Here is a 22,689-nt window from a genome sequence, read left to right on the forward strand (position 1 = left end):
ATTAACGCGGTGTCGTATTAAATTATTTGAACATAAACAAGGCTGTCGAGACTTTCTCGACAGCCTGAGTCCAGCTATGCTGGACTGTTTCATTCTTGCTTGAACGTGACGACCGCCGAAGGAATTGAGCGAGCGATTCGGTACATCTGGGAGTCAGCGCAATCGAATCGATTGCGTAGCTATATGAGGCGAGCAGAGGGAGCGACTACGGAAGATGGGGAAGCGATACAAGTAGCGCTCATCGTACAACGAATGATCGCTTCCGACGTGTCGGGAATAATGTTTACACGCAATCCTGTTACGAATGCGGATGAACGAGTAATAGAGGCAACCTGGGGACTTGGCGAAGCGGTTGCTTCTGGATATGTAACGCCGGATTACTTCAGAATGAACCGGAATGGGGAAATTACGGAAGCGACGGCTAGCATGAAGGAGGTTGCGATTCAAGTCGGCCAGTGCGAAGGAACGATTCAACTTAAGCTTGCCGACAATGCCGCGCACTCGCTATGTCTGACCGTTAAGCAATGCAACGAGTTGAACCGTCTGGCTGTAAAGTGCGAGCATACTTTTGGCCCGGATATCGATATTGAATGGACCTTCGCAGACGATGAGCTTTGGCTGCTCCAATGCCGGCACATAACCGGACTCAAGTTCTCGCCAGGCTGATGAATATTTATTTGTATGGTGCCAGTGAAGCCTTTTTCTGGCACTTATTTCTTTAATCATCATCGGTGAGAGCTTTCGACGTCCATGGGATTTTAAAAAGATAACAGGTTGCTTCGGCAACCTGTTATCTTTTTTATTGAAAATGAGTCAATTATCTTCGCGTTATGTTAATTGCTTTGCTCTATGGAATATCATGGAAGTTTTCGCCAATATAGGGCTATAATTAATGCTTTGAATTAACCAGGCGCGCAACATAAAGGACCGGAGGCAGTGGCTCCGGTTCAACGTGTCGATGCCGGATGTCGGAAATCGGAAGTCAAAACCGTCGCATTAATCGCATTTTTTTTAATCTATGGTGGTTTCTTTACGTTTATCGTTAAGCTCCTATGAACTAGGCGTAAGTAGTCCACGCTAGATTCGTGAAATTGACGATCGGTTTCAAGTTGTCGAACGCGATATCTTCGGAATTGTACATCGTTTTTCGCTATTGAACATTGATGGCCGAGGGCGTCTCCGATACATTGATGGAGTGACGGAGCGTCAGGCTCGAGTCCTGCTAGGGTAAATTTTTTATAAGGAAGTGATGACGCAATGGCAGCTCATGAGCAAGTCAAGGCTGTAGATACAACTCCGCTTTGGAAACACGTTAAAAAGGAATGGAAGCTGTATTCATTCCTAGTAAATACATTCAGATATATGTACAAAATCGGGAGTTTTAAGAAAATGTATACCTGTATACCTGTAATATGTACAGGTATACAGGTATAGCTTAGTTAGCAATATTCATTACCAATTGCTGACTGTTCAGCTGCATAAAAGAAGTTTTATTAATACTCCATTTCAGGGATCTTTTAATCAAAATTATTTCACAATATAAAGGAGTTTAAGCAAGTACCCAGGCAGACATGGTTACCGGACCATCAATTCCTATATCTGCATCAGTCGAAGCAAATAATTGGATAACGTGATGACCTACCGTCAAATTCTCAAGAATCGTGTGGAATGTCAGTTGCTGCGAGTTTGGTGTAGCAATAAAAACATCGCTGGCACCTTGTGTTACGAAGTCAACATCGACTCTCACAGTGACAAGCGTATCATTATCTGGAGTTTCGAAGCCGACCGAGGACATAATTTCAAGAAATGATACAGGAGCAGCGACGTAAATTCCCATTGTTAATAATAACAACGGTGATGTTGCCGGTGTAAGTGTTACAACTGTTCCATTTGTAATGTTGTTTAATCTAGCCCTATTATAGTTAATCACTGTAGGCATAATTTCACCTCTTCTCTGATCTGAGATTAAATATCATATGCAGAATCTTCTATATTGGTTGTCCCAAAAAACCCAAATTCTATGAAAAGAAATATTAACACACCTCATCTTTAGCGGAATCCAGATTTACCCAACCTAATTGATTCCCGTGAGACAGCTTACGTAAGTCCCCGCCAAATGCGAATATGGCAGCCGTTGCAGGAACAGAAACACCGACGGATCGAGCGAGATCAGAACAGGGGATTTCGGGCAATAGCTTTTCTACTTTTCTCCAGGTAACTCATTTTCTGCAGATGGATAATGAGGTATACTGGGGAAGATAGGAAGTATGCAGACCAAAGGAGGCATTTCAAAGTGGGCACGAATAACAAAATCGGCGGCGGTGGCTTTCATCATGTCGCGCTGAGAGCAAATGATTTTGAAGCGACGGTCAAATTTTATACCGAGGGCTTAGGCTTTGAACTGCGCCAGGCATGGGGCGAAGGCGACAAGCGCATTGTACTGCTGGATACCGGCGACAGCAACTATTTGGAGGTATTCGCAGGCGGCTCCGGTGAACCAAAGCCGGAAGGGTACTACTTCCACGTAGCGTTCCGCACCGATAACGTGGACGCCGCTGTCGAAGTGGCAGTTGCGGCAGGCGCTGTAGTGACGGTAGCGCCAAAGGATGCCGTGCTCGGTAACACGCCGCCGACACCGGTACGTATCGCTTTTGTAAAGGGACTAAACGGAGAGATCATCGAGTTTTTCCAAAGCACAGGGGACCATAAGCTGTAAAAGAATCCCATGAGATAAAAGGGGAACGACAATGGCAGAAACCTTTACTTTATCGATTGGGGATGCAGCACCTGATTTTACCCTGCCGGCTGCGGATGGGAAGATTTACGAGCTGAGCGACTTTCGCGATGCGAAGATGCTGGTCATCTTTTTCGAATGAAATTACACGCGAAACCGCTAAACGCTATATCGAGAAGGGTGTGCAGTTTGTCGGCATCAACGCGAACAGCGTGAATACGAAGCCAGAAGACTCCTTTGATCATATGGTCGCTCACATGGCGGAGCATGAATTCCCATGGGTGTATCTGCGTGATGAATCGCAGGAAGTCGCACTTGCGTATGGCGCGCTGCGGACGCCGCATTTTTACGTTTTCAATGTAGAGCGAAAGCTGGTTTACACCGGCCGTGGCGTCGATCAACCGCGGGATGTCAGGAAGATGACCGTCAACGATCTCGACAACGCGCTCTCAGAACTCACTTCAGGTCAAGAGATTACCGTGAAGGTGACAAATCCCATCGGTTGCAATGTCAAATGGGACGGCAAGGACGCACACTGGATGCCGGCGGAAGCCTGCGATCTGGTGTAATACGGCGTAATGCCCAAGCTTATTCATTATACAGAAAGCTCCAGCTCCATCGTAAGGTGGCGGCAGGGGCTTTTTCTAGGTTATAAATGTTTTTCTCCAAAATGAGGGACAAGAACATTTATCTTTTGCCGTAGAAGTCAGATTAGATTGTCGGGTGACAAGAACATTATCTCATTCCCGACGGATTGCTAGAAATGGAGGTCTTAATGATTAAGCTAACGAGCAGGCTACCTTAAGAGCTTGGCGAATTCTTTAGTTCGTGGCTTTTTATTTTTTTTACAGGAGGTAATAAATGCATGTACGAATATATTTTTGTTGAAACTTCTCTAGGCGGGCTTTGGGCAGAGTCAAAGCATCAGGAAACCATTACAAAATATGCAAATGAAGGATGGCGACTCGTTCAAGTGCTTCCAACAAATTATAATGGGCACGGTAAACCAGCCTTCTCTGAGATTATTTTTGAAAGATTGAAAGCCGAGTAGTTCAACTAACTGGGAACGATAGCTTAATAAAAGACATTTGACGAAGGAGCTGTCACGGCAGCTCCTTCTTTTGCTTCTTCGCAAAATCAGAGATTTTGTACAGATGTACTGCTAGGCATTGAACGGGCAGAATAGTTCTGCATAAAACATTTGAGTCTAAATAATGGTACTTTTATTATAATTGTAATGGGATAATAGTTTGAGGGGGATTGATATCGATTGTCAAAAAAACAGAACAAGGTCATCCTGTATGGGATGGACTCTATTACAATTTTTCATCACAGATTTACTGGGAACCTTCTAAAGCACAGAAGAGGCTATTCCACTAACAGACACGATAGTACAACTAACCGCCTCAGTAATAGGCGGTTTTTCTTTTGCTCAAAAATCAACAATAATATCGATCCACGACCGATCATTTTTTGAAGTATTTTTTCTTTATTTAAAAGGTTTTTATCTTTAAACCAAATGCCACCGGCCTTTTCCGTAATGCGAACCTTCGGGTTCTTTGGCATTCCCGCGTTGAAATTTTCCAGCCCCTCGCTCATGGCTTGTTTGAGTGTAGCGATAAAGGTTCCCGCATCGAGCGGTTGCTTCAGTGCCTTGTAGTTTTCAACGCGCCTTTCTTCAAAGTCAGCAGGCAGGTCTTCATCCGGATTGCGGTACCGATTCGCGCCAACCATCCATATTTCTTTGCACCGCAACTTATCACGGAGGGCTTGAAGGGCGCTAATCTCATAGTTCATCCTATTGACGCGCTCCTGTCCTTTTTCGTCTTTCTCCACCACGATCTCTCTATTTACGGTGCGAATGACGCCTTCAATCGGGATGTCTTCGGAAACCGGGAAGTAATGCATCCCGGAGTCAGAATACTTTCTGATTAGCTCAAGGGCGCGGATCACCGGTCGATGAACTTCGTTGTTGGAGTGAAAATGGAGGATGCCTAAAATTTCTGGCACCATACGGCGGTAGTGGTTACCATAGGAGGACCGAATGACGGTATGGATTTTCTCCCGATAAGCCGGGCCGGTATGTTTGAACTCTTTAATTAAATCCTTCAAGGTCTGCTCGCTTACCACGGGGAAAATTACATCGCGAATAATGCCTTCCGGGTTATCAATGGCTTTCTGCGCCATATTGAACAGAATGCCATATTTGTTGCTGACCCGTCGAAGATCATTCAAGATCTCTTTCTCCACTTTCCGTTCGGCGCGAACACTGATCCGATGAATGATTTGTACCAGTAACTCCACGAGGTTATCTGTAATCTCCTGATTTCGGAGCCAGAAAAAGGCACATAAAAGGGCATAACGGATCGGACCAGGGTGGCGGCGCAGTTCCCGAATGTCCTCGGTAGAGACACGCTGCCGATATTTTTTCAATACCTTATGCGGGGTGTCACGGAACAAATCTTCCGGGAGATCCAAGTTTCGCAGGGTTCGTAGCTTATGAACTTCTTTAATAAAGCTTATTAAACCAGGCCGACCAGGATCGGCCTTCAGTTCATGGAACGTAACTTGGGTGCTATCCTCCCGTGGTATATCTTCACTGATATCGTCGAGCATGGCTATGCTCTCAATCAAGGCATCCAATTTTGCGGGTGCTAGTGGCCCGGGTCCCGGAAGAAATGGGAACGGGAATGGTACCGGAAACGGAAAAGGGAACGGCGGGAATGGCGGCCGCGGCGGCGGGAATAGACCGCCCGGACCGCCCGGCATCGGCATCATGCCCGGTCCACCCGGACCACCCGGGCCGCCTGGCGTCGGCATCATGCCCGGGCCGCCCGGCGTCGGCATGATCATGCGCGGTCCGCCGCACCCACAATCGCTGCCGGCGGGCGCCTTTTGCTGCGGGACCGTGTAATATTGTTGCTCGTTAGCCAACCATGCCGCGCTCACGCGGCACCACAGAATCATGAAAATTTCAACATCTAGCCTTATACTATTCTTACGGCTGGTGAGGAAGGTCGTTAAGCTATGGTGTCTCGAACCCAACCGTTAGTCTGACTCCAACGATCATGGTGCACCACGGAATGTCGCTCCCTTTTGGGAAGCACGCAGGGTAGATTAATCTGTTTATGGTTGATGCACCAGTCCTCAATTTTCAACTGCCGTAGAAAGGTGAATCACATGGAAGTGCTAATTGAACGAGCCTGCGGATTAGATGTTCACAAGAAATCCATCACTGCTTGCATCGTTACACCAGAAGGAAAGAAGATTAAGACGTTTCGCACGCACACTGTCTTCCTGCTCAAGCTGATCGATTGGATTAAAGATCATCGTTGCACGCATGTTGCCATGGAAAGTACGGGCGTCTTCTGGAAACCCATTGTTAACTTGTTGGAGGCGGAAGATATTCAATTTCTTGTCGTTAATGCCCAGCACATGAAGGCAGTTCCCGGCAGGAAGACGGATGTGAAAGATTCGGAATGGATTTGTGACCTGTTGCGTCATGGGTTACTGAAAGCAAGCTACATTCCCGATCGCAATCAACGTGAACTGCGCGAGTTAGTTCGCTATCGCCACAGCTTGATTCAAGAACGGGCTCGCGAGCATAACCGTGTCCAGAAAGTTCTCGAAGGAGCTAACATCAAACTGGCAGCGGTTGCCTCCGATATTATGGGACTTTCCGCTCGGGATATGATGAGTGCGATGATTAAGGGCGAGGAAGATCCGGAAACACTTGCCGGCTTCGCACGTGGTGTCATGAAAAAAAAGAAAGACGAACTAGAGCTTGCGCTTCAAGGGAACATGAGCGCCCATCAACGAATCATGCTCAAAACGATGCTTACCCATGTGGACTTCCTTAATGAACAAATTATTGAACTGGATATAGAGGTAGCCAAACGGCTCGACCCTTTTCAGCAAGACATTGATCGGCTAGATACGATTCCGGGTATTGCAAGGCTTACCGCTGAGCAAATCTTGGCCGAAGTTGGACCAAACGTTGGTTCCCAATTTCCCAGCGCGGCTCATCTCTGTTCTTGGGTCGGCCTTGTGCCAGGACATAACGAAAGTGCCGGCAAGCGCAAACCCTCGAAAACCCGAAAAGGCAACAAGTACCTCCGATCGTTACTCATTGAAGTTTCACATTCCGTAAGCATCCGACAACTACCTTGGTGCCCAATACAGACGAATTGCAGCACGTAGAGGAAGACACCGAGCGGCCGTTGCCGTAGCTCATTCCATCATGACGATTGTGTTCCATTTGTTAACTCGCGGCGTAGATTACAAAGATTTAGGTGGACAATATTTTGAAAAGCATCAACAAGACGCGATCGTAAAACAAATGGTTCGCAAGCTAGAAAGCCTAGGATTTAGTGTATCTCTCTCCGTTCTGGAAGTCTCCTAAGAAGTCCATACCTTGTGAAATTTTAGGCAGACGCAGCTTTTAAAAAAACGATGTAGCTGCGCCTAGTTTCGTGTTGCCATTTTCCGGGCTGCATCATGCGTTATTTTCAGGGTAGCATAAGTATACTCCATACAGGCACTCAGTCTCCTTCGCGAAACAGAATAGGCAATTATCCTGCTGTATCGTATGCGGTATCCGCCTATCCGGTGTTCGGAAGTCTGAAGGACACTAGTCAACGCCCGTGTCCGCTGCCCCAATTGCGGCTGATGAAGCAGACGCGGAACGATCTGCTTTTTCCCCATTAGAGGCTCGTTGCCTTACGAAAAACAGTGCCGGACGTGCTGCCCTTGGATTCCTATGACGGTAAGGGTATGTATGAGTACTACGTGCACTATAATTATCGATGTCGACGGCGGTCGCACTCATTGGGGCATGTATGCGGAGGAACAAGGGTTTTATAATAAAACATGCCTTGCCTGCGTGTTCCTTCCTTAAGTTTCCTGACTCAGCTTCTACTAAAGGGTCGATTATTTCTTAGCAATGATTATAATAGGGAATACATCGACCGGAGGTGAAGCCTAATGTTCAAAGTGATGATCGCAGATGATGAATCATGGATTCGTAAGGGGTTACGGGCTATGATCGAATGGGAACGCTTAGGCTTAGTCTATGACAGCGAAGCGATCGATGGGTTGGAAGCGATTCGATTGGCGGAAAGCCGTTTGCCGGATATTCTGATTACCGACGTTCGGATGCCAGGAATCGATGGGCTTCAATTAGCCGAGAGGATGCTGAAGCTCTCTCCACGCATAAAGGTGCTTATTGTCAGCGGTTACAGCGAGTTCGAATACGCCAAACGCGCCATCCAGATGGATGCGATCAGTTATATTCTTAAGCCGATTAATCCGACTGAGCTTAACAAGACTCTTGAGAAGGCTATTGATAAGCTAAAGTCCGAGATACATGAGCGGACGATTAATAGCCATCTGCCTGGTATTCTGGTGAAACTGGCGGCGGATTATCTGTGCCGAGGCGGGGGCATTCCTCTGAACGATGCGTTCCGGGAAACACTGCAACTCAGAGGAGTCACGGCTGACTGGGCGACAGCGTTCTTAATTCATTATGACGAAGCGCAATACGACGCCCAGACCTTCTCGGTTCTCTTGGAACAGGCAGCCGCCTCTCTCCAATCTGCCAACCGCTGTCTGATTATATGGGACAGGAGTTCCTTGCGTCTATCCGCCGTCGTGCTTAGTCAGGATGGAACCGAAGCCCAAGCTTACGCGAAAAACATATTGTGGACGCTGAAGAAGCAGAATGTTTCCGGTATATGGGCGACGCTCGGCGAATCCGTACCTATGGCGGAAGTGCAGCAGCTCGGACGCTCTTATCAAGAAGCTATAAGCGTGGCGGAGAGACATGTCTTCAGCCGTACGGAAGATCTGATTCCTTATTCCCGTGAAGAAGATCAGATCGCCTTTAAATACCCCATGTATCTTCAGAAGAAGCTGAACGAGCTGTTGGTGCGCGGCGATACAAGCTCATATGACGCTGTTATCGATGAAATTGAGAACTATTACTTGCATACAGAAGGAGCTTCCCTCAAGCATGCCCGCAGCTTTTTCTTGTCCATCGTATCCGATGCAGTGAAGCTCGTTCTTACGAAACCTTCGTTTAACGAGAACCTCGTGAAGATGGGCTTCGACTTCTGCCTCAGCATCGATACGTTTGACGATCTGGCGCGAATGGCCGATTGGGTACGGGGTTATCTAAAGGAAATCGGTGATTTCATGACCGATGCCAGCCAGAGTGACGTTCACCGCAACGTCCTGCTGGCTGCCGACTATATCCGCGAGCACTTCGCAGAAGAGATCAGCCTTCACTCGGTATCGACGAGATTCCATGTTACGTCAAGTTATTTCAGCAGCATGTTCAAGGAAATCATAGGGGAGAACTTCGTCGATTTTCTCACCCGCACCCGGATGGAGAAAGCGAAGGCTTATTTGACGAACTCGGCCATTAAGGTAGGGCAAATCGGTGAGCTCGTTGGTTATGCGGATAGCCGCTATTTCAGCAAGCTGTTCAAGAAGCATACTGGCCTTATGCCCACCGAATACCGCCAGAGTTCTAATGATCCCTCGGCAGAGAGCAAGGAGCGCACATGAGAACCCCGCTTTTTTTCCGGCGAAGCATTCAGGCCAAAATGATCTTGAGTTTCATGACCGTCAGCTTGATCCCCCTTGCCTTATTAGGATGGCTATCTTATTCATGGTATTCCGACCTGGTGGAGAATCGAACGGCAGTATACAATGCGAAATTAATGCGGACGTTCACCGCCGACATGGATCAATTCCTGCAGCAGATCGAACAATATTCCTATACGGTCTACCAGGATAACTTTCAAACGCTGTGGAAGGAGAGCCAGAAGGCCAATGAGTTTGGCAAAATACGCAATCAATTGGATATGAATTCGCTCTTCCTAAGACAGGAGGAATTTTATAATTTCCGCGGAATCATCCAGTCCGTCACACTGTTAGATGATGAAGGATTCACCTTCTACGAGAACGTAGAGATGGTTAAGAAGTCCCATCCGTTCGATATCGAGCCTTGGTTTCCAGCGATGCAAAGCGGCGGCAGAACCGAGATGCTGCTTGGCCCTTATTTATCCCAGGCCTGGCTGCCGGAGAGTCTTCTGCCGGAAGAGAAGGATGTTGAGAATTGTAAGCTGACCTACATTCGGAAGGTTTCAGATCTTCAGAGGCCGCAAGCCACGTTGGGCTATATCATGATCCATTTCAGCTTAAAAGAGGTTCAGAAATTTCTGGAACCGCTCCTTCTCGATTCTTCGGCGACCATGATGATTGTCGATCGCGAAGGAAACATCGTCTATGATACCGATTCCCGGCAGATCGGCCAGCCGATATCGTCAGCCATTGGCCTTCCGGACGACGATGCTGACGGTTATAAGGTAATACGAGTAGGCAACAAGAGATATTTGGTCACGTCTTCCGCGCTCGAGACCGTCGATTGGGACGTCTATATTCGGAACGACTTGGCGGTTCTGCTGTCCGATAGCCGCAAGATGCGTAACATAACGCTATTATTCGTCCTGGGGAGCTTCGGTCTCGCCATCTTCGTCTCTCAATTCCTATCGCTTGGCTTAGTTTCTCCTATCAAACGGCTTAAGAACGCCATGCTGAAAGTAAGCCAAGGTTATTTAGGCGTACATGCAGGCAAGTTATCCCAAGACGAAATCGGGGAGCTTGGCCGATACTTCAACGAGATGATCAGCAGGATCAAATATTTGATCGAACAAGTGTACAGAGCCGAACTGCACGAGAGGGAAGCGAAACTCAACGCCCTTCAGGCGCAGATCAATCCGCATTTTCTATATAACACCTTAGAAACGATTAACAGCATCGCGGTTGTAGAAGGCATACCCAAGGTCAGCGAGATTGCCAGAGCCTTGTCGGATATGTTCCGTTACAGCACGAAAGCAGGCGGAATTAAAGTAGACGTAGCGGAAGAAATCGGGCATATACGCAACTACCTGGACATTGTGTCTATCCGCTTCGAGGATAAGCTTACCGTCCGTTTAGACATTCCGACGCAATTGCTTTCCTACAAGATGATTAAGCTGGTGTTTCAGCCTATCATTGAGAATGCGGTATTCCATGGCATTGAGGTAAAGCGCGGTAAGGGCGAGCTGGTTATCCAGGCGCGCAAAGAGGGAATGGATCTGCTCTTCTCTATACGCGACGACGGAGCGGGAATGACCGAGGAACAGCTCGTTTTGCTGAGAAATCGGCTTGCGAATCCGTCCACGCCCGAGCAATCGGATACGACTGCAGGCAAAGTCGGCATCAAAAACGTGCATGACCGGATCCGGTTCTATTACGGGGACCAATATGGAATTACGCTTAATAGCGAACTAGGCGTCGGAACAGAGGTTACCATACGGATACCGGCAGTCCCAGAGTAAAAAAATACACACAAGCGCGTAAATCTGTCACATTGTTGGAAAACCGGTCCCCTTCTATAATGAGTTCAGTAGAGCTTCCGAATAGAAGGGGATGATAACCATGAATGAATTCGCTTACAAGAACCCCCGCAGCAAAGGGCTGCTGCACCGGATATGGAAATACAAAACGGCTTATCTATTCCTGGTGCCTGCACTTCTGCTTCTTTCCTCCATCAAGTATTATCCTTTCTTCACCGCCATTGTCGAATCGTTATTCGATTGGAACGGAGTCAATGTCAACAGGTTTATCGGTTTCGGAAATTATGCGGAACTGCTCACGGATGAGAAGATCAGAGTCGCTTTTGCAAACGTATTCAAAATCTCGATCGCAACCGTCCTGATTAATCTGACCATTCCGATGATCGTGGCTCTTTTAGTGTTCCGGGTAAAAAACAACCGCTTGCAAAATTTCCTCAAGGTTGGTTTCATCGTTCCGCTTGTCGTGCCAATGATGGTCTTGGTCTTGCTCTGGCGGTGGATGTATTCCGGGGACTTCGGACTTATCAATCAATTGTTCGATACCGTTGGGCTCGAGAATCTCAAACATTCCTGGCTGGGAGATCCATCGACTGCTTTAGGGGCAATCATATTCGTCGGGTTTCCATGGGTTGCGGGGTTGCCGTTTCTTCTTTATCTGGCAGGCTTGCAGGGAATTTCGGAGGATTTGTTCGAAGTGGCCCAGATTGAAGGAGCCGGCCCAATCCGGCGATTCTTCTCGATTGAGCTGCCGCTCATGGCGAGCCAAATTCGGCTGGTTCTAATGTATTCATTGATTCATGCCTTTCAAGTATTCGAAGCCCCTTATGTCTTAACGAACGGGGGGCCGGGGATTTCAACGATAACGCCGTCCTTGCATATCTACGATCAGGCGTTTAATTACGGCCGATTCGGATACGCTTCAAGCATAGGTGTTCTGATGTTTGTTGTTCTGCTCATACTGACGTTTATCATTCAGAAGCTCATCAAAAATACGGACAAAATCGAATAGAAGGTGAAGCATGAAAAAAGGAAGCATAGGGGTTAACCTGGCCGTCATCGTTATCTTCGCCATATCCATGTATCCGTTCTTCGTCATGCTTGTTTCGGCCTTCAAGCATCAGATGCAAATTTACGAAAATCCATGGTTTTTCTCGGTACCGTTTTACTTTGATAACTTTAGAAGCGCATTTAAGCAAATTGCGAATCCGATCGTTAATTCAATCTTTGTCACGGCTATGGGGGTTGCGGTTACGGTCGTCGCATCGTCGACTGCAGCGTATGCTTTTGCCAGATACTCTTTTCCGTTCAAGAATTTTTTCTATACCTTTATCATCATGCTTATGATGATTCCGGGCTTTGTCATTCTCGTTCCGCAATTCATCAATATTAAGGACATGGGCATGTACAACACGTTAATCGGTCAAGCGATTCCTCCGGCAGCGAGTTATACGGCGATGGGCGTGATGCTCATGCGCACCTTCTTCGAGGGGTTATCCAAAAGCTTGTATGAAGCGGCCGAGATGGAAGGCGCTAAGGATTTCCGGATTTTCACCGGAATCGTTATCCCGCTGTCCAAGCCGATTATCGCTACTGTCGCGATCATGTCGGGCTTACAGATATGGAATAATTTCGTCTGGTCTCTGGTCGTAACGTCAGGGGACAAGGTGATGCCGGTCATTCTCGCCATTACGACGATCTCCGGCGATATAAACCAGGGAGACGGAGTAAAACTGGCGGGTTATATCATTGCTTCCCTTCCGCTCCTGATCCTGTTCTTCATGGCCACTAAGCCATTCGTATCCGGTCTTACGCAAGGCGCGGTGAAGGGTTAGCTGTATAACTGGCTTGGAGTGACGTCCTCTGAGTCAGGTTTATATAGAATCATGAGAAAAAGATAAGCGTTCAAACATAAAACCTTGGGAGGGTCCAATCAACATGAGAAAAAAACTTAAGCTTGGTCTGATCATGTTAAGCCTCATTCTAGCGATGTCCGTCATTTCGGCTTGCAGCGGAAACAATTCGAATAATCATGCATCCGAAGCTCCTTCAGGAAAAGGAGCACAATCAGGCAAATCCGCCAAACTCAGCCTTGCAGTCTGGGGTGCGGAGTATGCGATCGCACAGAAAGTCGAAGAAACCTACAAGAAGATTTTCGCTGATTACAAGGCAAAGACCGGTACCGAAGTAGAGTTTACATTTATCCCCGATAATAATTACCGGACATGGATGGTAACCCAGCAGGCTGCGAATAGCATGCCGGAAGTTGTGCTTACCCGTATGGCATGGGTGTGGGAGGATTTCGCGAAAGATCAAGTGTACGACTTGACTCCTTATATGGAGAAAGAATCGCCGTACAACCCAGGGAAGCCTTGGAAAGACACATTCCTTCCTTCGTTCTATAAAGACAGCATTAATCCAGCCACCAACGTCGTTAATTCGGCTCCAGCTTACACCGCCATGATCCGGATCGTTTATAACAAGGAATTGTTCGAGAAAGCGGGCATCGCGAAAGCTCCTGAAACCTGGCCTGAGTTTATAGAAGCCAATAAAAAGCTAAAGGCTGCAGGTATTATTCCGATGGCCATGTCAGGGCAATCCAATAGTCATATGAGTTGGTTCCTGACATCCATCTTCGGACAGCTTGATGAGCCGCTCCGGAAGAAGATGGATACGGACGGTGACAACATGGTGATCAAGAACGAGCTGGCTCGTGCTACGGATCTTGGCTTGATCGACTACACGAAATCGCCTTTCAAAGACGGGCTGGAGCTGTTCAAGGACTTCTCGCAATATTGGAATTCCGACTTTAACGGTATCGACGAGAAAACCGCGCAGCAGCTATGGTTAACAGGTAAAGCGGCTATGCTTCCGCTTAATTCCGCCGATCTTTCACTCGTGGAAGATATGGAAGGCAGAAACTTCGAATACGGAGGCATGCCAATCCCGGTCATAACGAAGGAACAGTTTCCTGATGCGATGGGCAAGTCCGTCGTGCTTGGCGGTGCCGCGAATGAATCGTGGGCGATCTCAAAATCCACCACGGGAGCAGAGCTTGATGCAGCTGCGGACTTGATCATGTATCTCACTTCGCCGGAAGTCCAAGGGCAACTTGGAGAGGTACTAAGTTATCTGCCAACAATCAACAATGCGATTTTGCCGGAGAAGCTGCAAGGCTTCGAGCTTAAGAACGAGGATATCCGCAGAGCGAATTATACGGGTCCGGCAACGATCAAAGAGTTTTCCGATTTTCTGGTTAAATCCATCCAGCTTTATCTCGGAGGAACGGTTGATGTATCCAAGTTAACCGAAGAGCTGAACAAGGAATGGAACAAAGGTATGGTCAACGCGAAGGCGACGAACGATTGGACCGAAGCGAACAATTACGGAATGAAGAAAGCCGAATAAGCATTAATGGGAGTGGATCGAATGAAACAACCTAACATTCTGCTCATTATGTGCGATCAGCTTCGGGCTGATTCGTTAGGTGCGCTCGGTAACGGCATCGTTCGGACGCCGAACATAGACCTGCTTGCGGAACGCGGACTAACCTACAATAAAGCATATTCTACCTGTCCGGTCTGCGTGCCGGCTCGGTACACGATCCGGACCGGAAGAGAGCCGTATCACACGGGATACTATGATAACGGGGGATTGCATCTGCCTGCTGATCAGCCTTTGAACCATGAGGAACGTTGCGGAGACTATTTGCCCCGTACGATGAGGGCATTGGGCTATCGAACGTTCGGAGTCGGCAAGTTTCACACGGACCCATGGAACGAAGACCTGGGGTATGAGGTTCAGCTGCGCAGCGAGGAGCTGATGAATACCGAAGAGCAGCTGATGGGCGATGATTATGCACGGTTCATCTCCGAGCAGCATCCGGAATACAGCCATATCGAGCAGTTGCATGGAGAACGGACGGAAATGTACTATATGCCGCAGACGAGCCCGCTGCCCGCCGACCTTACGGTGGAAGCGTGGGCGGCGGATCGGGCGGTCGAGCTGATTCAAGCCGATGAAGACGAACGTCCCTACTTCGGCTTCGTATCGTTCATCGGACCGCATCCGCCGCTGGCCCCTCCGGTCCCGTTCAATCGCATGTATAATCCCGATGCCATGCCGAATCCCGTCCGAGGAAAGCCGGAGACGGACTTCATGGACGAGCAGCTTAGCTGGATGAATTATCTCATCTGGGCGGAGGACATCGATGATCCGCGTGCGCGGGCTTTGAAGGCCCGCTATTACGGGGAAATCACGTATATCGATCAGTGCATCGGGAAGATTCTGGATGCCGTGGAAAGCAGGCCGGATTCGGACAATACGATAATCTGCTTCTTCAGCGATCATGGCGATCATATGGGCGACCATCATGCGTGGCAAAAGGAAAGCTTCTTCGAGTCTTCTACCCGCGTACCGTTTATGGTCAGCTGGCCTTCCCGATTGCCCGAGGGGGAAAGAAGGGACGATCTTGTCTGTCTGACGGATTTGTTCGCCATCGCTACCCATGCCGCAGGACAGACGCAAACGCGCGACGGCATCGACGTTCTCGGATGCGTTGATGGAACCGCCTTGCAACGCAAATACTTGTTTGGCTGGTATGGTAAGCCTGGTCTGCCTACGTTCAAAGTCATGGTGCGCGATCAAGATTGGAAATACATCTTTATTGCGAATGGCGGGAGGGAGCAGTTGTTCCATCTGAAGGAAGATCCTGACGAGCTCACGCAATTGGCCGAGGGGTTTCCCGACATCACGGCTAGGCTAAGGGAAGCGGCAACAGAGGAAATGAACAGGCACAAAGGGCTTGCTCCGGCATTGGAATTCCGACAACTTAGGAGTTTCCCTTATAAAGCGAGGCCGCTAACAAGAATCCGGCAATTCAATTTATCCAAGGGAGTCAGCGATTTTACGGTCAACTAAGAAACGGCTCGCACGGTACTGTGAGAGGAGGCTGTCCCATAGTCTTATGGGCAGCCTCTTTGCTATCAACTAACGATTGGCGGAGCTGCTACGGCCTCTGATCACCATGTTTGACTACTCATTAACACAGCTAATGCGATCCTTCAATCGATATTTTTTTTGGAGCGCTCGCTTCCGCCGGCGTTTCTATAGATTGAATACAAGCCATTCCTATGTCATATTAAAAAGAGTACGGCGTATCGCATGTAACTGTAGGGGGTGACGAGCTTGTTTTTTGCTAACCAACGAGTGCTGCCAGCGATCAAGAGCATGAAAGAGCTGGAGAAGCTGCTTTCGCTTCCGTTCGAGTATATCGTCTTGTTGGGAGGTCAAGTCGGACTCATGAAGCCGATGGTCGACTTGGCCAATCAGCATGGCAAGAAAGTGCTGCTTCACGCCGATCTTATCGAAGGTCTCAAGAACGATGAATATGCCGCGGAATTTCTATGTCAGCAAATTCGTCCCGCAGGACTTATATCCACGCGAACGGCCGTTATTCAGAAAACGAAGCAAAACGGTTTAATTTCGATCCAAAGAATCTTTCTGATCGATTCGGGGGCGATGGACAAAAGCATTGAGCTAGCCGGAAAAACGAAGCCTGATTTCATCGAAGTATTACCTGGGATTGTACCGCATTTGATCGCTGAAGTTCGGGAAAGGACCGGAATCCCGGTCATATCAGGGGGATTAATCCGTACGATTGAAGAAGTGGAAGAAGCCTCCATGCGGGCGCGGCTGCCATCACGACATCCCGGCAACAATTGTGGGCTCCAGCCTCCCCTAACGATCGATAAGGCAAAGAGAGAACTGGAGTCCTGCATAGAAAAGGGGAGTTTTTAATGGAATCATATATCTTATCATTGGATCAAGGCACGACAAGCACTCGGGCGATGTTGGTAGACCGGGAAGGGAATATCAGGGATATCGCTCGTGAGGAAGTTCCTCTGCATTATGAGAAGCCCGGATGGGTTGAGGTCGATGCCGAGCGTATTTGGCAGTCGGCGCTTAACGTCATCCGCGGCACGTTGGGCAGCTCCGGAGTCGCTCCCGGCCAAGTGGCGGCCATCGGCATTACCAACCAGCGGGAGACGACGGTTGTATGGGACAAGACTACCGGTCAGCCTATACGGCGGGCAATCGTCTGGCAATCGAGACAGACTACGGACTTGTGCGAAGAACTTAAAGCATCCGGGCATGAACCGCTGTTTACGGGCAAAACCGGGCTTCTGCTCGATCCTTATTTCTCCGGGACGAAGTTAGCCTGGCTGCTTAATGAAACGGAAGGATTGCGTGAAAAGGCTGCTCAGGGGGATCTGCTGTTCGGGACCATCGACAGTTGGCTGCTGTGGAAGCTGACAGGGGGGCGCGTACATGTTACCGATCCTTCCAACGCTTCCCGGACATTGCTCTATAACATTCATGAGGGGAAATGGGATGAGCAGTTATTGCATATTCTGGACATCCCCAGAGCGATGCTGCCGGAAGTCCGCATGACCTCGGAGGTTTATGGAGAGACCGATGCAGCCTTGTTCGGAGCTCACATCCCGATCGCTTCCGTCGTCGGAGACCAGCAAGCAGCCTTGTTCGGGCAAGGTTGTCATAGGCCAGGCAGCGTTAAGAATACGTACGGCACTGGTTGCTTCATGCTCATGCATACGGGGGAGAAGGCTGTAACGTCTGCTCATGGATTATTGACAACAATCGCTTGGCAGATCGACGGAGAGATCGAATACGCTCTTGAAGGCAGCGTCTTCGTAGCAGGATCAGCCATTCAGTGGCTGCGGGACGGGCTCGGTCTCATCGCTTCTGCAGGCGAGACGGAAGAGCTTGCCTTCCAGGTGGATTCTACCGAAGGTGTCTACGTCGTACCCGCTTTCGTAGGACTTGGAACTCCCCATTGGGACAGTGAAGTTCGCGGCTCCGTATTCGGCGTAACAAGAGGCACGACCAAAGCGCATTTGGTACGGGCTACGTTAGAATCGCTGGCCTACCAGACCAAGGATGTCTTAAAGGCAATGGAAGAGGATTCCGGTATGAAGCTTAGTAACTTATGCGTAGACGGCGGAGTTGTTATGAACGATTTCCTGATGCAGTTTCAGAGCGACATGCTGGGTACTGCGGTTGAAAGGCCGGCAGTTCATGAAACAACGGCTCTGGGAGCCGCCTATCTGGCGGGTTTGGCTGTCGGTTATTGGAGTGATCGTGAACAAATTCGCCAATTGAAGAAGGTCGAACGATCATTCGTTCCGCGAATGGATGCGAACCGTCGCATCAAGCTATACAAAGGATGGAGCCGGGCGGTTCAAGCGGCCATAGCATTCAAGAACGAATAGTGGTATAGTTAGGACACAAGTTAATATCGGTTGGAGAATTGGAGAAACCATGACGACTTTCGGCAAGCCCTTGGGCAAGCTGGAAGTAATTGTCATGGTTTTTTTGTATACCGCCGTCAGAAAATTGTATCCAGATGTCGCTGAGCTTTCGGCATCCGAGAAATAAGGAGGAGCTTACATGTCAGAAATTGGGTTGTTGTGCTGCTCGTTCTAATTTTGTTCGCACCCTATGCTTCGGAAATCCCACTTGCCAGTATGGCTCCGATTCTGATGCTTGTGGCTTGGAATATGAGTGAGCGAAAAGAGTTCGTCCATGTCCTGAAAACCAAAACCAGCGACTCCATTGTACTTGCTATCACCTTTATATTAATGGTATTCACAAATCTCACAACAGCTGTTGAGGTTGGCTTACTCTTGGCCGTTCTGCTGTTTGTGAAACGAATGAGCGAATTGTTATCCGTGGCAAAAGTGCTGCCGGACCCTGCCTCGGAAAAGGTTAAGGCACATATGGTAACGGAGGGACATGACTGCCCGCAGCTCAGTATTTACACCGTAGAAGGTCCGTTGTTCTTCGGGGCCGCTAACATGTTTGAAAAGTCCATAATGGATACCATTCACCTTCGACCCAAAATTTTGCTTCTTCGGTTGAGTGGGGTTCCTTTATTAGACACAACCGGCGAAGCAAATTTGTCCAGCTTGGTAAAGCACTTCAATAAACTAGGCGGTATCGTTCTCGTATCAGGTATACAGGCACAACCTGTGTGGGTTTTGAAAAAGACAGGACTGTACGACCTGATAGGGACTGAACATTTTTTTGAACATACAGGTGAGGCAATCGACTATGCCTTGCTCCAATTGGACTATAACAAGTGCTTGGGTTGCAAACATTACGCATTTCGAGAATGCCATGAATTATCCAATCCAGAAGCACAACAGAGCATTATAGCGATGTTGAGTGAATCCCCAAAGTGAGGTGAATAGGTTGAAACTGGGCATTGCAAGAATTCCGGAATGAGTTATTCAAGGTTTTGGCTCACCCGCTCAGCGTTGTCGAACATGAAGGAGGTCCCCATGCCTGGCATAAATGGATGGTTTACCAAAAATGAAGTGATTGCTACCGGAGGAAGTGATCCGGCAGAAAGAACGGAGAAGGCTCCGGGACGCAGAAAATGGAGGAACTTAGTGAATTCTTAGGGCCTTTCGGGCATTCTTCTCTAATCTCTACAGCTCCATGCTGTTTCGTACGATCAGGGCGGCCCCGGTGACAACCGCGTCTTCCTTCAGTTGGCCTTTCGGGAACTGAGGCTCATAGGCTGGATAATTATACGTATTTTTCATGGCGATCTCCGTCGTGGTCTGATAATACATGGGATTGGAATTGATCAGGGCTCCGCCTAATATGACCTGCTCCGGAAGAAAAATATTGATCAGATTGGCAAGTCCAACTCCGAAATAAATGGCGGATTGATGAAACATTTCCCGAACGGAAGGATTGTCGGAAGACAAGGCTTGTACCAGGATATCAAAATTTATCTGTTCAGGTGTGATCCGATATTGCTTCAGCAGCGCGCTATCACCCAATTTCGCTTGATTTCTGGCTTGTTTCTCCAAGGCTTGCACGGAGGCTAAAGCTTCAAGGGCTCCATAATTTCCGGAAGGGTGTAGTCTTGGCCCGTCCGTTTGAATAATCATTTGCCCGATCGATCCTTCCATATCGACTGTTCCATGGACAATCTGACCATAAGACATCATAGCTGAACGCAGGCTCACGCCGGCGTGGATATACAGGGCATGCTGGACATTTTCGTGGCGCATCGACCACTGCTCGATAACCAGGGCCATGTTAGCTCCGTTCTCGAGTGTGCTTCGAATCCCGGTTGCCTGCTCAAACATCCGGCAAATCGGAACTTGCGTCCAGCCCCTGGCCGGAAAATAGAGAGGACTTAGAATAACGTCGTTAGTCCGGTCCAAGGGTCCGACAGCCCCGATGCCCATACCAAGGATTTGACCCTGCCCGATTTGATGATCCCTTAAGATGTCCGACATGAGACGGGCTACGTATTCAACCGTTCGTTCCGGTGTCATAAGCCTCATCCATACGCCAACGAACAAGCGATTTGGGATTCATCTGCATGTCGAATAAGCCGAGTGTCGAGGAGATCCTTGAAATATCCAGTCCGAAAATATAGCCGTAATCAGGTTTGATCTGATAAAGAATGGGCCGCCTTCCGCCGCTCGAAGGACCCCTACCGGTTTCCTGAATTAGCCCTTCCGCAACCATATCATCCAATAGGCGGGTTAACGTACTGCTCGTAAGCTTGCTCGACGTTAATAATTCCGCCTTAGAAACGGTCCCCTGCTCGGCCACTTCGGTGTAAATAAGCTTTTTATGGGAAGGAATAGCTCTCTCGGGTTTGTTCTTCATGGTTAATCCCTACTTACACAAGTTTTGTATTCATAAATTTAATTCTGATTATACCCGAATGGAATGACTTCCGCTATCGTGGCCAAATCCATTCCCTAGACTTTTGACCACAATGGAATTAAATAAAGGATTGAAATCGGAATTTGGTAAAAATAAGTAGAATAACGGTTATTAAACAAACCTTATACTATTCATAAAATGAATTTATAACCCATTTACCAATTAGTTAAATCCAAAATGGATTAAATGTGATAAAATAGAGAAAAGCGATTGAAAGAGGCTAAAGCAATGGCGCAGGCTTGGAAAGAACGACTGGGAATCCTCCTACAGCTGCTTTGGGTTTTTTTTCGGATTGGACCATCGACTTTCGGTGGCGGTTATGCCATGATGCCGGTCATTGAGCGTGAGATTGTGGAGAGGAAGAAGTGGTTCGACAAGGCGGATATGGCCGATATGATATCCCTGGCCGGTTCTGCACCGGGTGGGGTTGGCGTGAATGCGGCGGCTTTCGTAGGCTTTCGGAAGGCCGGCTTCCTGGGGGCGGTTGCGGCGGTTATGGGTGTGACGTTTCCTACTTTTCTGATCGTCATTATACTCAGCCTGTTTTATTTATATTTGAATGATAATCCTAAGATTGAGGCGGCGTTGAAGGGGATACACGGTGCCGTCGTTGCGCTTATCCTCATGGCTGCTTACAGAATGTTCAAAACTTCCGTATTTGATGCTGCAACAGCGTCTGTATCGATAGCTGCACTTATGGTGCTGTTCGCGAACATCAATCCCTTGTATATCATTATTTTTGGACTGCTTGGAGGGATTGTGCTTATCCAGGTGAAGAAATTAATGGGTCTTAAGGCGAATACGGAGAAAATATCCTCGGAAACTCAGAAGCCGGAGTCGGTTTACCTTGAATATTACATCTAAGAAACACGTTTAGAAGGGAGGGATGAAGGTTGATTTGGGGACTGTTCATCACATTTTTGAAAATCGGTCTGGTTTCCTTCGGCGGTGGTTATGCGGTGATTCCCATGATTCAATTCGAGGTCTCGGCTAATGAGTGGATGACGAGCGGAGATTTCCAGGAAGCTGTATCGCTTGCTGGTATGGCGCCTGGTCCGATTGCTACCAACACAGCCACCCTGATCGGCTACAAAGCGGCCGGCATCCTGGGAGCCGCTGCGTCCACTTTTGGAATGGTGCTTCCTTCGCTCACCGTGGTTGTGCTGATGGCGGCTTTTTTCTTCCGGCTGCAGCATAATCAATGGGTAAAATCCTCGTTCTACGGATTACGGCCCGTCATTACGGGATTAATTGCATACGCTGCGATCCATTTCGGATTTCCGGCCGGCGAGACGGGCTTTACCTGGGTGACGGTTTGTACGCTCCTGATCTGCGCCGGAAGTTTTTACCTCCTGCTGAAATACAGACTTCATCCCATTATGGTAATCATTGCGGCCGGGGTGGCCGGTATTATATTGTTTTAATCAAATAAAGTATCGTTTGCTGACTTTAGGCCATCGAAAAAGAAAAGTCCGTATACCTACAACGAATGAGTTAGAATTATACAGAATAGATCAAGAAATAGAGTTAGTTATTGCAAGACGTACGGGTATCTTAAATAAGATTGATACCTTCAACAATAAATCCTAAAAGAGATAGCTTGGGATCCTAAACGGACTCCCTGTGTCTGTAAGAAGCTTCGGGAAGAAACCCCGAAAATGACCAGCGTGGTTGAGTCTTGCTGGGCAATAATCATTAAGCTAACGGACACGATAGCATTCCTGTAGAGCGTTAAATTTCCGCTTTGCAAAAAAACGAGCGCCTCGGTACGATGGAAGT

General features: G+C 48.3%; 16 protein-coding genes and 4 pseudogenes. 16 read left to right on the forward strand and 4 right to left on the reverse strand.

The window, feature by feature from the left end; translation table 11 throughout:
- The first annotated feature begins 42 nt into the window (after positions 1-42).
- Complete coding sequence (locus ACFPYJ_RS32035) at positions 43-666, forward strand: PEP/pyruvate-binding domain-containing protein (RefSeq protein ID WP_379192506.1); 624 nt, start codon at positions 43-45, stop codon at positions 664-666.
- 883 nt (positions 667-1,549) lie between these two features.
- Here ACFPYJ_RS32035 and ACFPYJ_RS32040 read toward each other — a convergent pair.
- Entirely contained in the window at positions 1,550-1,939 is a 390-nt protein-coding gene (locus tag ACFPYJ_RS32040) for a hypothetical protein (protein ID WP_379192474.1), read from the reverse strand.
- Positions 1,940-2,293: 354 nt separating this feature from the next.
- On the opposite strand from ACFPYJ_RS32040, the gene ACFPYJ_RS32045 reads away from it, so the two are divergent.
- The 3 genes and pseudogenes from ACFPYJ_RS32045 (at position 2,294) to ACFPYJ_RS32055 (ending at position 3,785) form a co-directional block, all read left to right on the forward strand.
- A complete protein-coding gene (locus tag ACFPYJ_RS32045) occupies positions 2,294-2,716 on the forward strand; it encodes a VOC family protein (protein WP_379192476.1) in 423 nt (140 codons plus the stop codon).
- Between the two features lie 31 nt (positions 2,717-2,747).
- Positions 2,748-3,303, forward strand: a pseudogene (locus tag ACFPYJ_RS32050) (thioredoxin family protein).
- Between the two features lie 296 nt (positions 3,304-3,599).
- On the forward strand, positions 3,600-3,785 hold the full coding sequence (locus ACFPYJ_RS32055; protein ID WP_379192478.1) for a DUF4177 domain-containing protein: 186 nt from the start codon (positions 3,600-3,602) through the stop codon (positions 3,783-3,785).
- A gap of 317 nt (positions 3,786-4,102) precedes the next feature.
- Here the strand turns inward: ACFPYJ_RS32055 and ACFPYJ_RS32060 are convergent, their stop codons facing one another.
- Positions 4,103-5,587, reverse strand: a complete 1,485-nt coding sequence (locus tag ACFPYJ_RS32060; protein WP_379192481.1) for a hypothetical protein — start codon at positions 5,585-5,587, stop codon at positions 4,103-4,105.
- Between the two features lie 327 nt (positions 5,588-5,914).
- Here ACFPYJ_RS32060 and ACFPYJ_RS32065 point away from each other — a divergent pair.
- The 10 genes and pseudogenes from ACFPYJ_RS32065 to ACFPYJ_RS32110 form a co-directional block, all read left to right on the forward strand.
- A pseudogene (locus ACFPYJ_RS32065) lies at positions 5,915-7,136 on the forward strand (IS110 family RNA-guided transposase).
- Between the two features lie 581 nt (positions 7,137-7,717).
- On the forward strand, positions 7,718-9,301 hold the full coding sequence (locus tag ACFPYJ_RS32070; protein WP_379192483.1) for a response regulator: 1,584 nt from the start codon (positions 7,718-7,720) through the stop codon (positions 9,299-9,301).
- The gene (locus tag ACFPYJ_RS32075) at positions 9,298-11,118 is read left to right on the forward strand and encodes a cache domain-containing sensor histidine kinase (RefSeq protein WP_379192485.1); all 1,821 of its coding nucleotides are present in this window, start codon (positions 9,298-9,300) and stop codon (positions 11,116-11,118) included. Before ACFPYJ_RS32070 ends, ACFPYJ_RS32075 begins: the two co-directional genes overlap by 4 nt.
- A 100-nt stretch (positions 11,119-11,218) precedes the next feature.
- On the forward strand, positions 11,219-12,145 hold the full coding sequence (locus tag ACFPYJ_RS32080) for a carbohydrate ABC transporter permease (RefSeq protein ID WP_379192487.1): 927 nt from the start codon (positions 11,219-11,221) through the stop codon (positions 12,143-12,145).
- Positions 12,146-12,155: 10 nt separating this feature from the next.
- Positions 12,156-12,968: a carbohydrate ABC transporter permease gene (locus ACFPYJ_RS32085; protein WP_379192489.1), complete on the forward strand. Its 813-nt coding sequence runs from the start codon at positions 12,156-12,158 to the stop codon at positions 12,966-12,968.
- A 103-nt stretch (positions 12,969-13,071) separates the two neighbouring features.
- Positions 13,072-14,541, forward strand: coding sequence for an ABC transporter substrate-binding protein (locus tag ACFPYJ_RS32090; protein ID WP_379192492.1), 1,470 nt, complete (start codon positions 13,072-13,074; stop codon positions 14,539-14,541).
- A gap of 21 nt (positions 14,542-14,562) precedes the next feature.
- Positions 14,563-16,053, forward strand: a complete 1,491-nt coding sequence (locus ACFPYJ_RS32095; RefSeq protein ID WP_379192494.1) for a sulfatase family protein — start codon at positions 14,563-14,565, stop codon at positions 16,051-16,053.
- Positions 16,054-16,320: 267 nt separating this feature from the next.
- Positions 16,321-16,886 (forward strand): annotated as a pseudogene (locus ACFPYJ_RS32100) (glycerol-3-phosphate responsive antiterminator).
- Between the two features lie 45 nt (positions 16,887-16,931).
- Positions 16,932-18,425 carry a glycerol kinase GlpK gene (gene glpK / locus ACFPYJ_RS32105; protein ID WP_379192496.1) on the forward strand — a complete coding sequence of 498 codons (1,494 nt, stop codon included), beginning with the start codon at positions 16,932-16,934 and terminating at the stop codon, positions 18,423-18,425.
- 192 nt (positions 18,426-18,617) lie between these two features.
- Positions 18,618-19,397, forward strand: a pseudogene (locus ACFPYJ_RS32110) (SulP family inorganic anion transporter); the annotation flags it as partial.
- A gap of 249 nt (positions 19,398-19,646) precedes the next feature.
- On the opposite strand, the gene ACFPYJ_RS32115 reads toward ACFPYJ_RS32110, so the two are convergent.
- Both ACFPYJ_RS32115 and ACFPYJ_RS32120 read right to left on the reverse strand, forming a co-directional pair.
- Positions 19,647-20,510: an ROK family protein gene (locus ACFPYJ_RS32115; RefSeq protein WP_379192498.1), complete on the reverse strand. Its 864-nt coding sequence runs from the start codon at positions 20,508-20,510 to the stop codon at positions 19,647-19,649.
- Positions 20,488-20,850, reverse strand: coding sequence for a hypothetical protein (locus ACFPYJ_RS32120; RefSeq protein ID WP_379192500.1), 363 nt, complete (start codon positions 20,848-20,850; stop codon positions 20,488-20,490). The genes ACFPYJ_RS32115 and ACFPYJ_RS32120 overlap by 23 nt, the downstream gene beginning before the upstream one ends.
- 288 nt (positions 20,851-21,138) lie before the next feature.
- Here ACFPYJ_RS32120 and ACFPYJ_RS32125 point away from each other — a divergent pair, with 288 nt between their 5' ends.
- Together ACFPYJ_RS32125 and ACFPYJ_RS32130 are read left to right on the forward strand one after the other, a co-directional pair.
- Complete coding sequence (locus tag ACFPYJ_RS32125) at positions 21,139-21,774, forward strand: chromate transporter (protein WP_379192502.1); 636 nt, start codon at positions 21,139-21,141, stop codon at positions 21,772-21,774.
- 29 nt (positions 21,775-21,803) lie between these two features.
- Positions 21,804-22,334 (forward strand): chromate transporter, encoded by a 531-nt coding sequence (locus ACFPYJ_RS32130; protein WP_379192504.1) that lies wholly within the window; start codon positions 21,804-21,806, stop codon positions 22,332-22,334.
- Positions 22,335-22,689: the final 355 nt, after the last annotated feature.

This window comes from Paenibacillus solisilvae (assembly GCF_042656405.1).
Taxonomy (GTDB): domain Bacteria; phylum Bacillota; class Bacilli; order Paenibacillales; family Paenibacillaceae; genus Paenibacillus_Z; species Paenibacillus_Z solisilvae.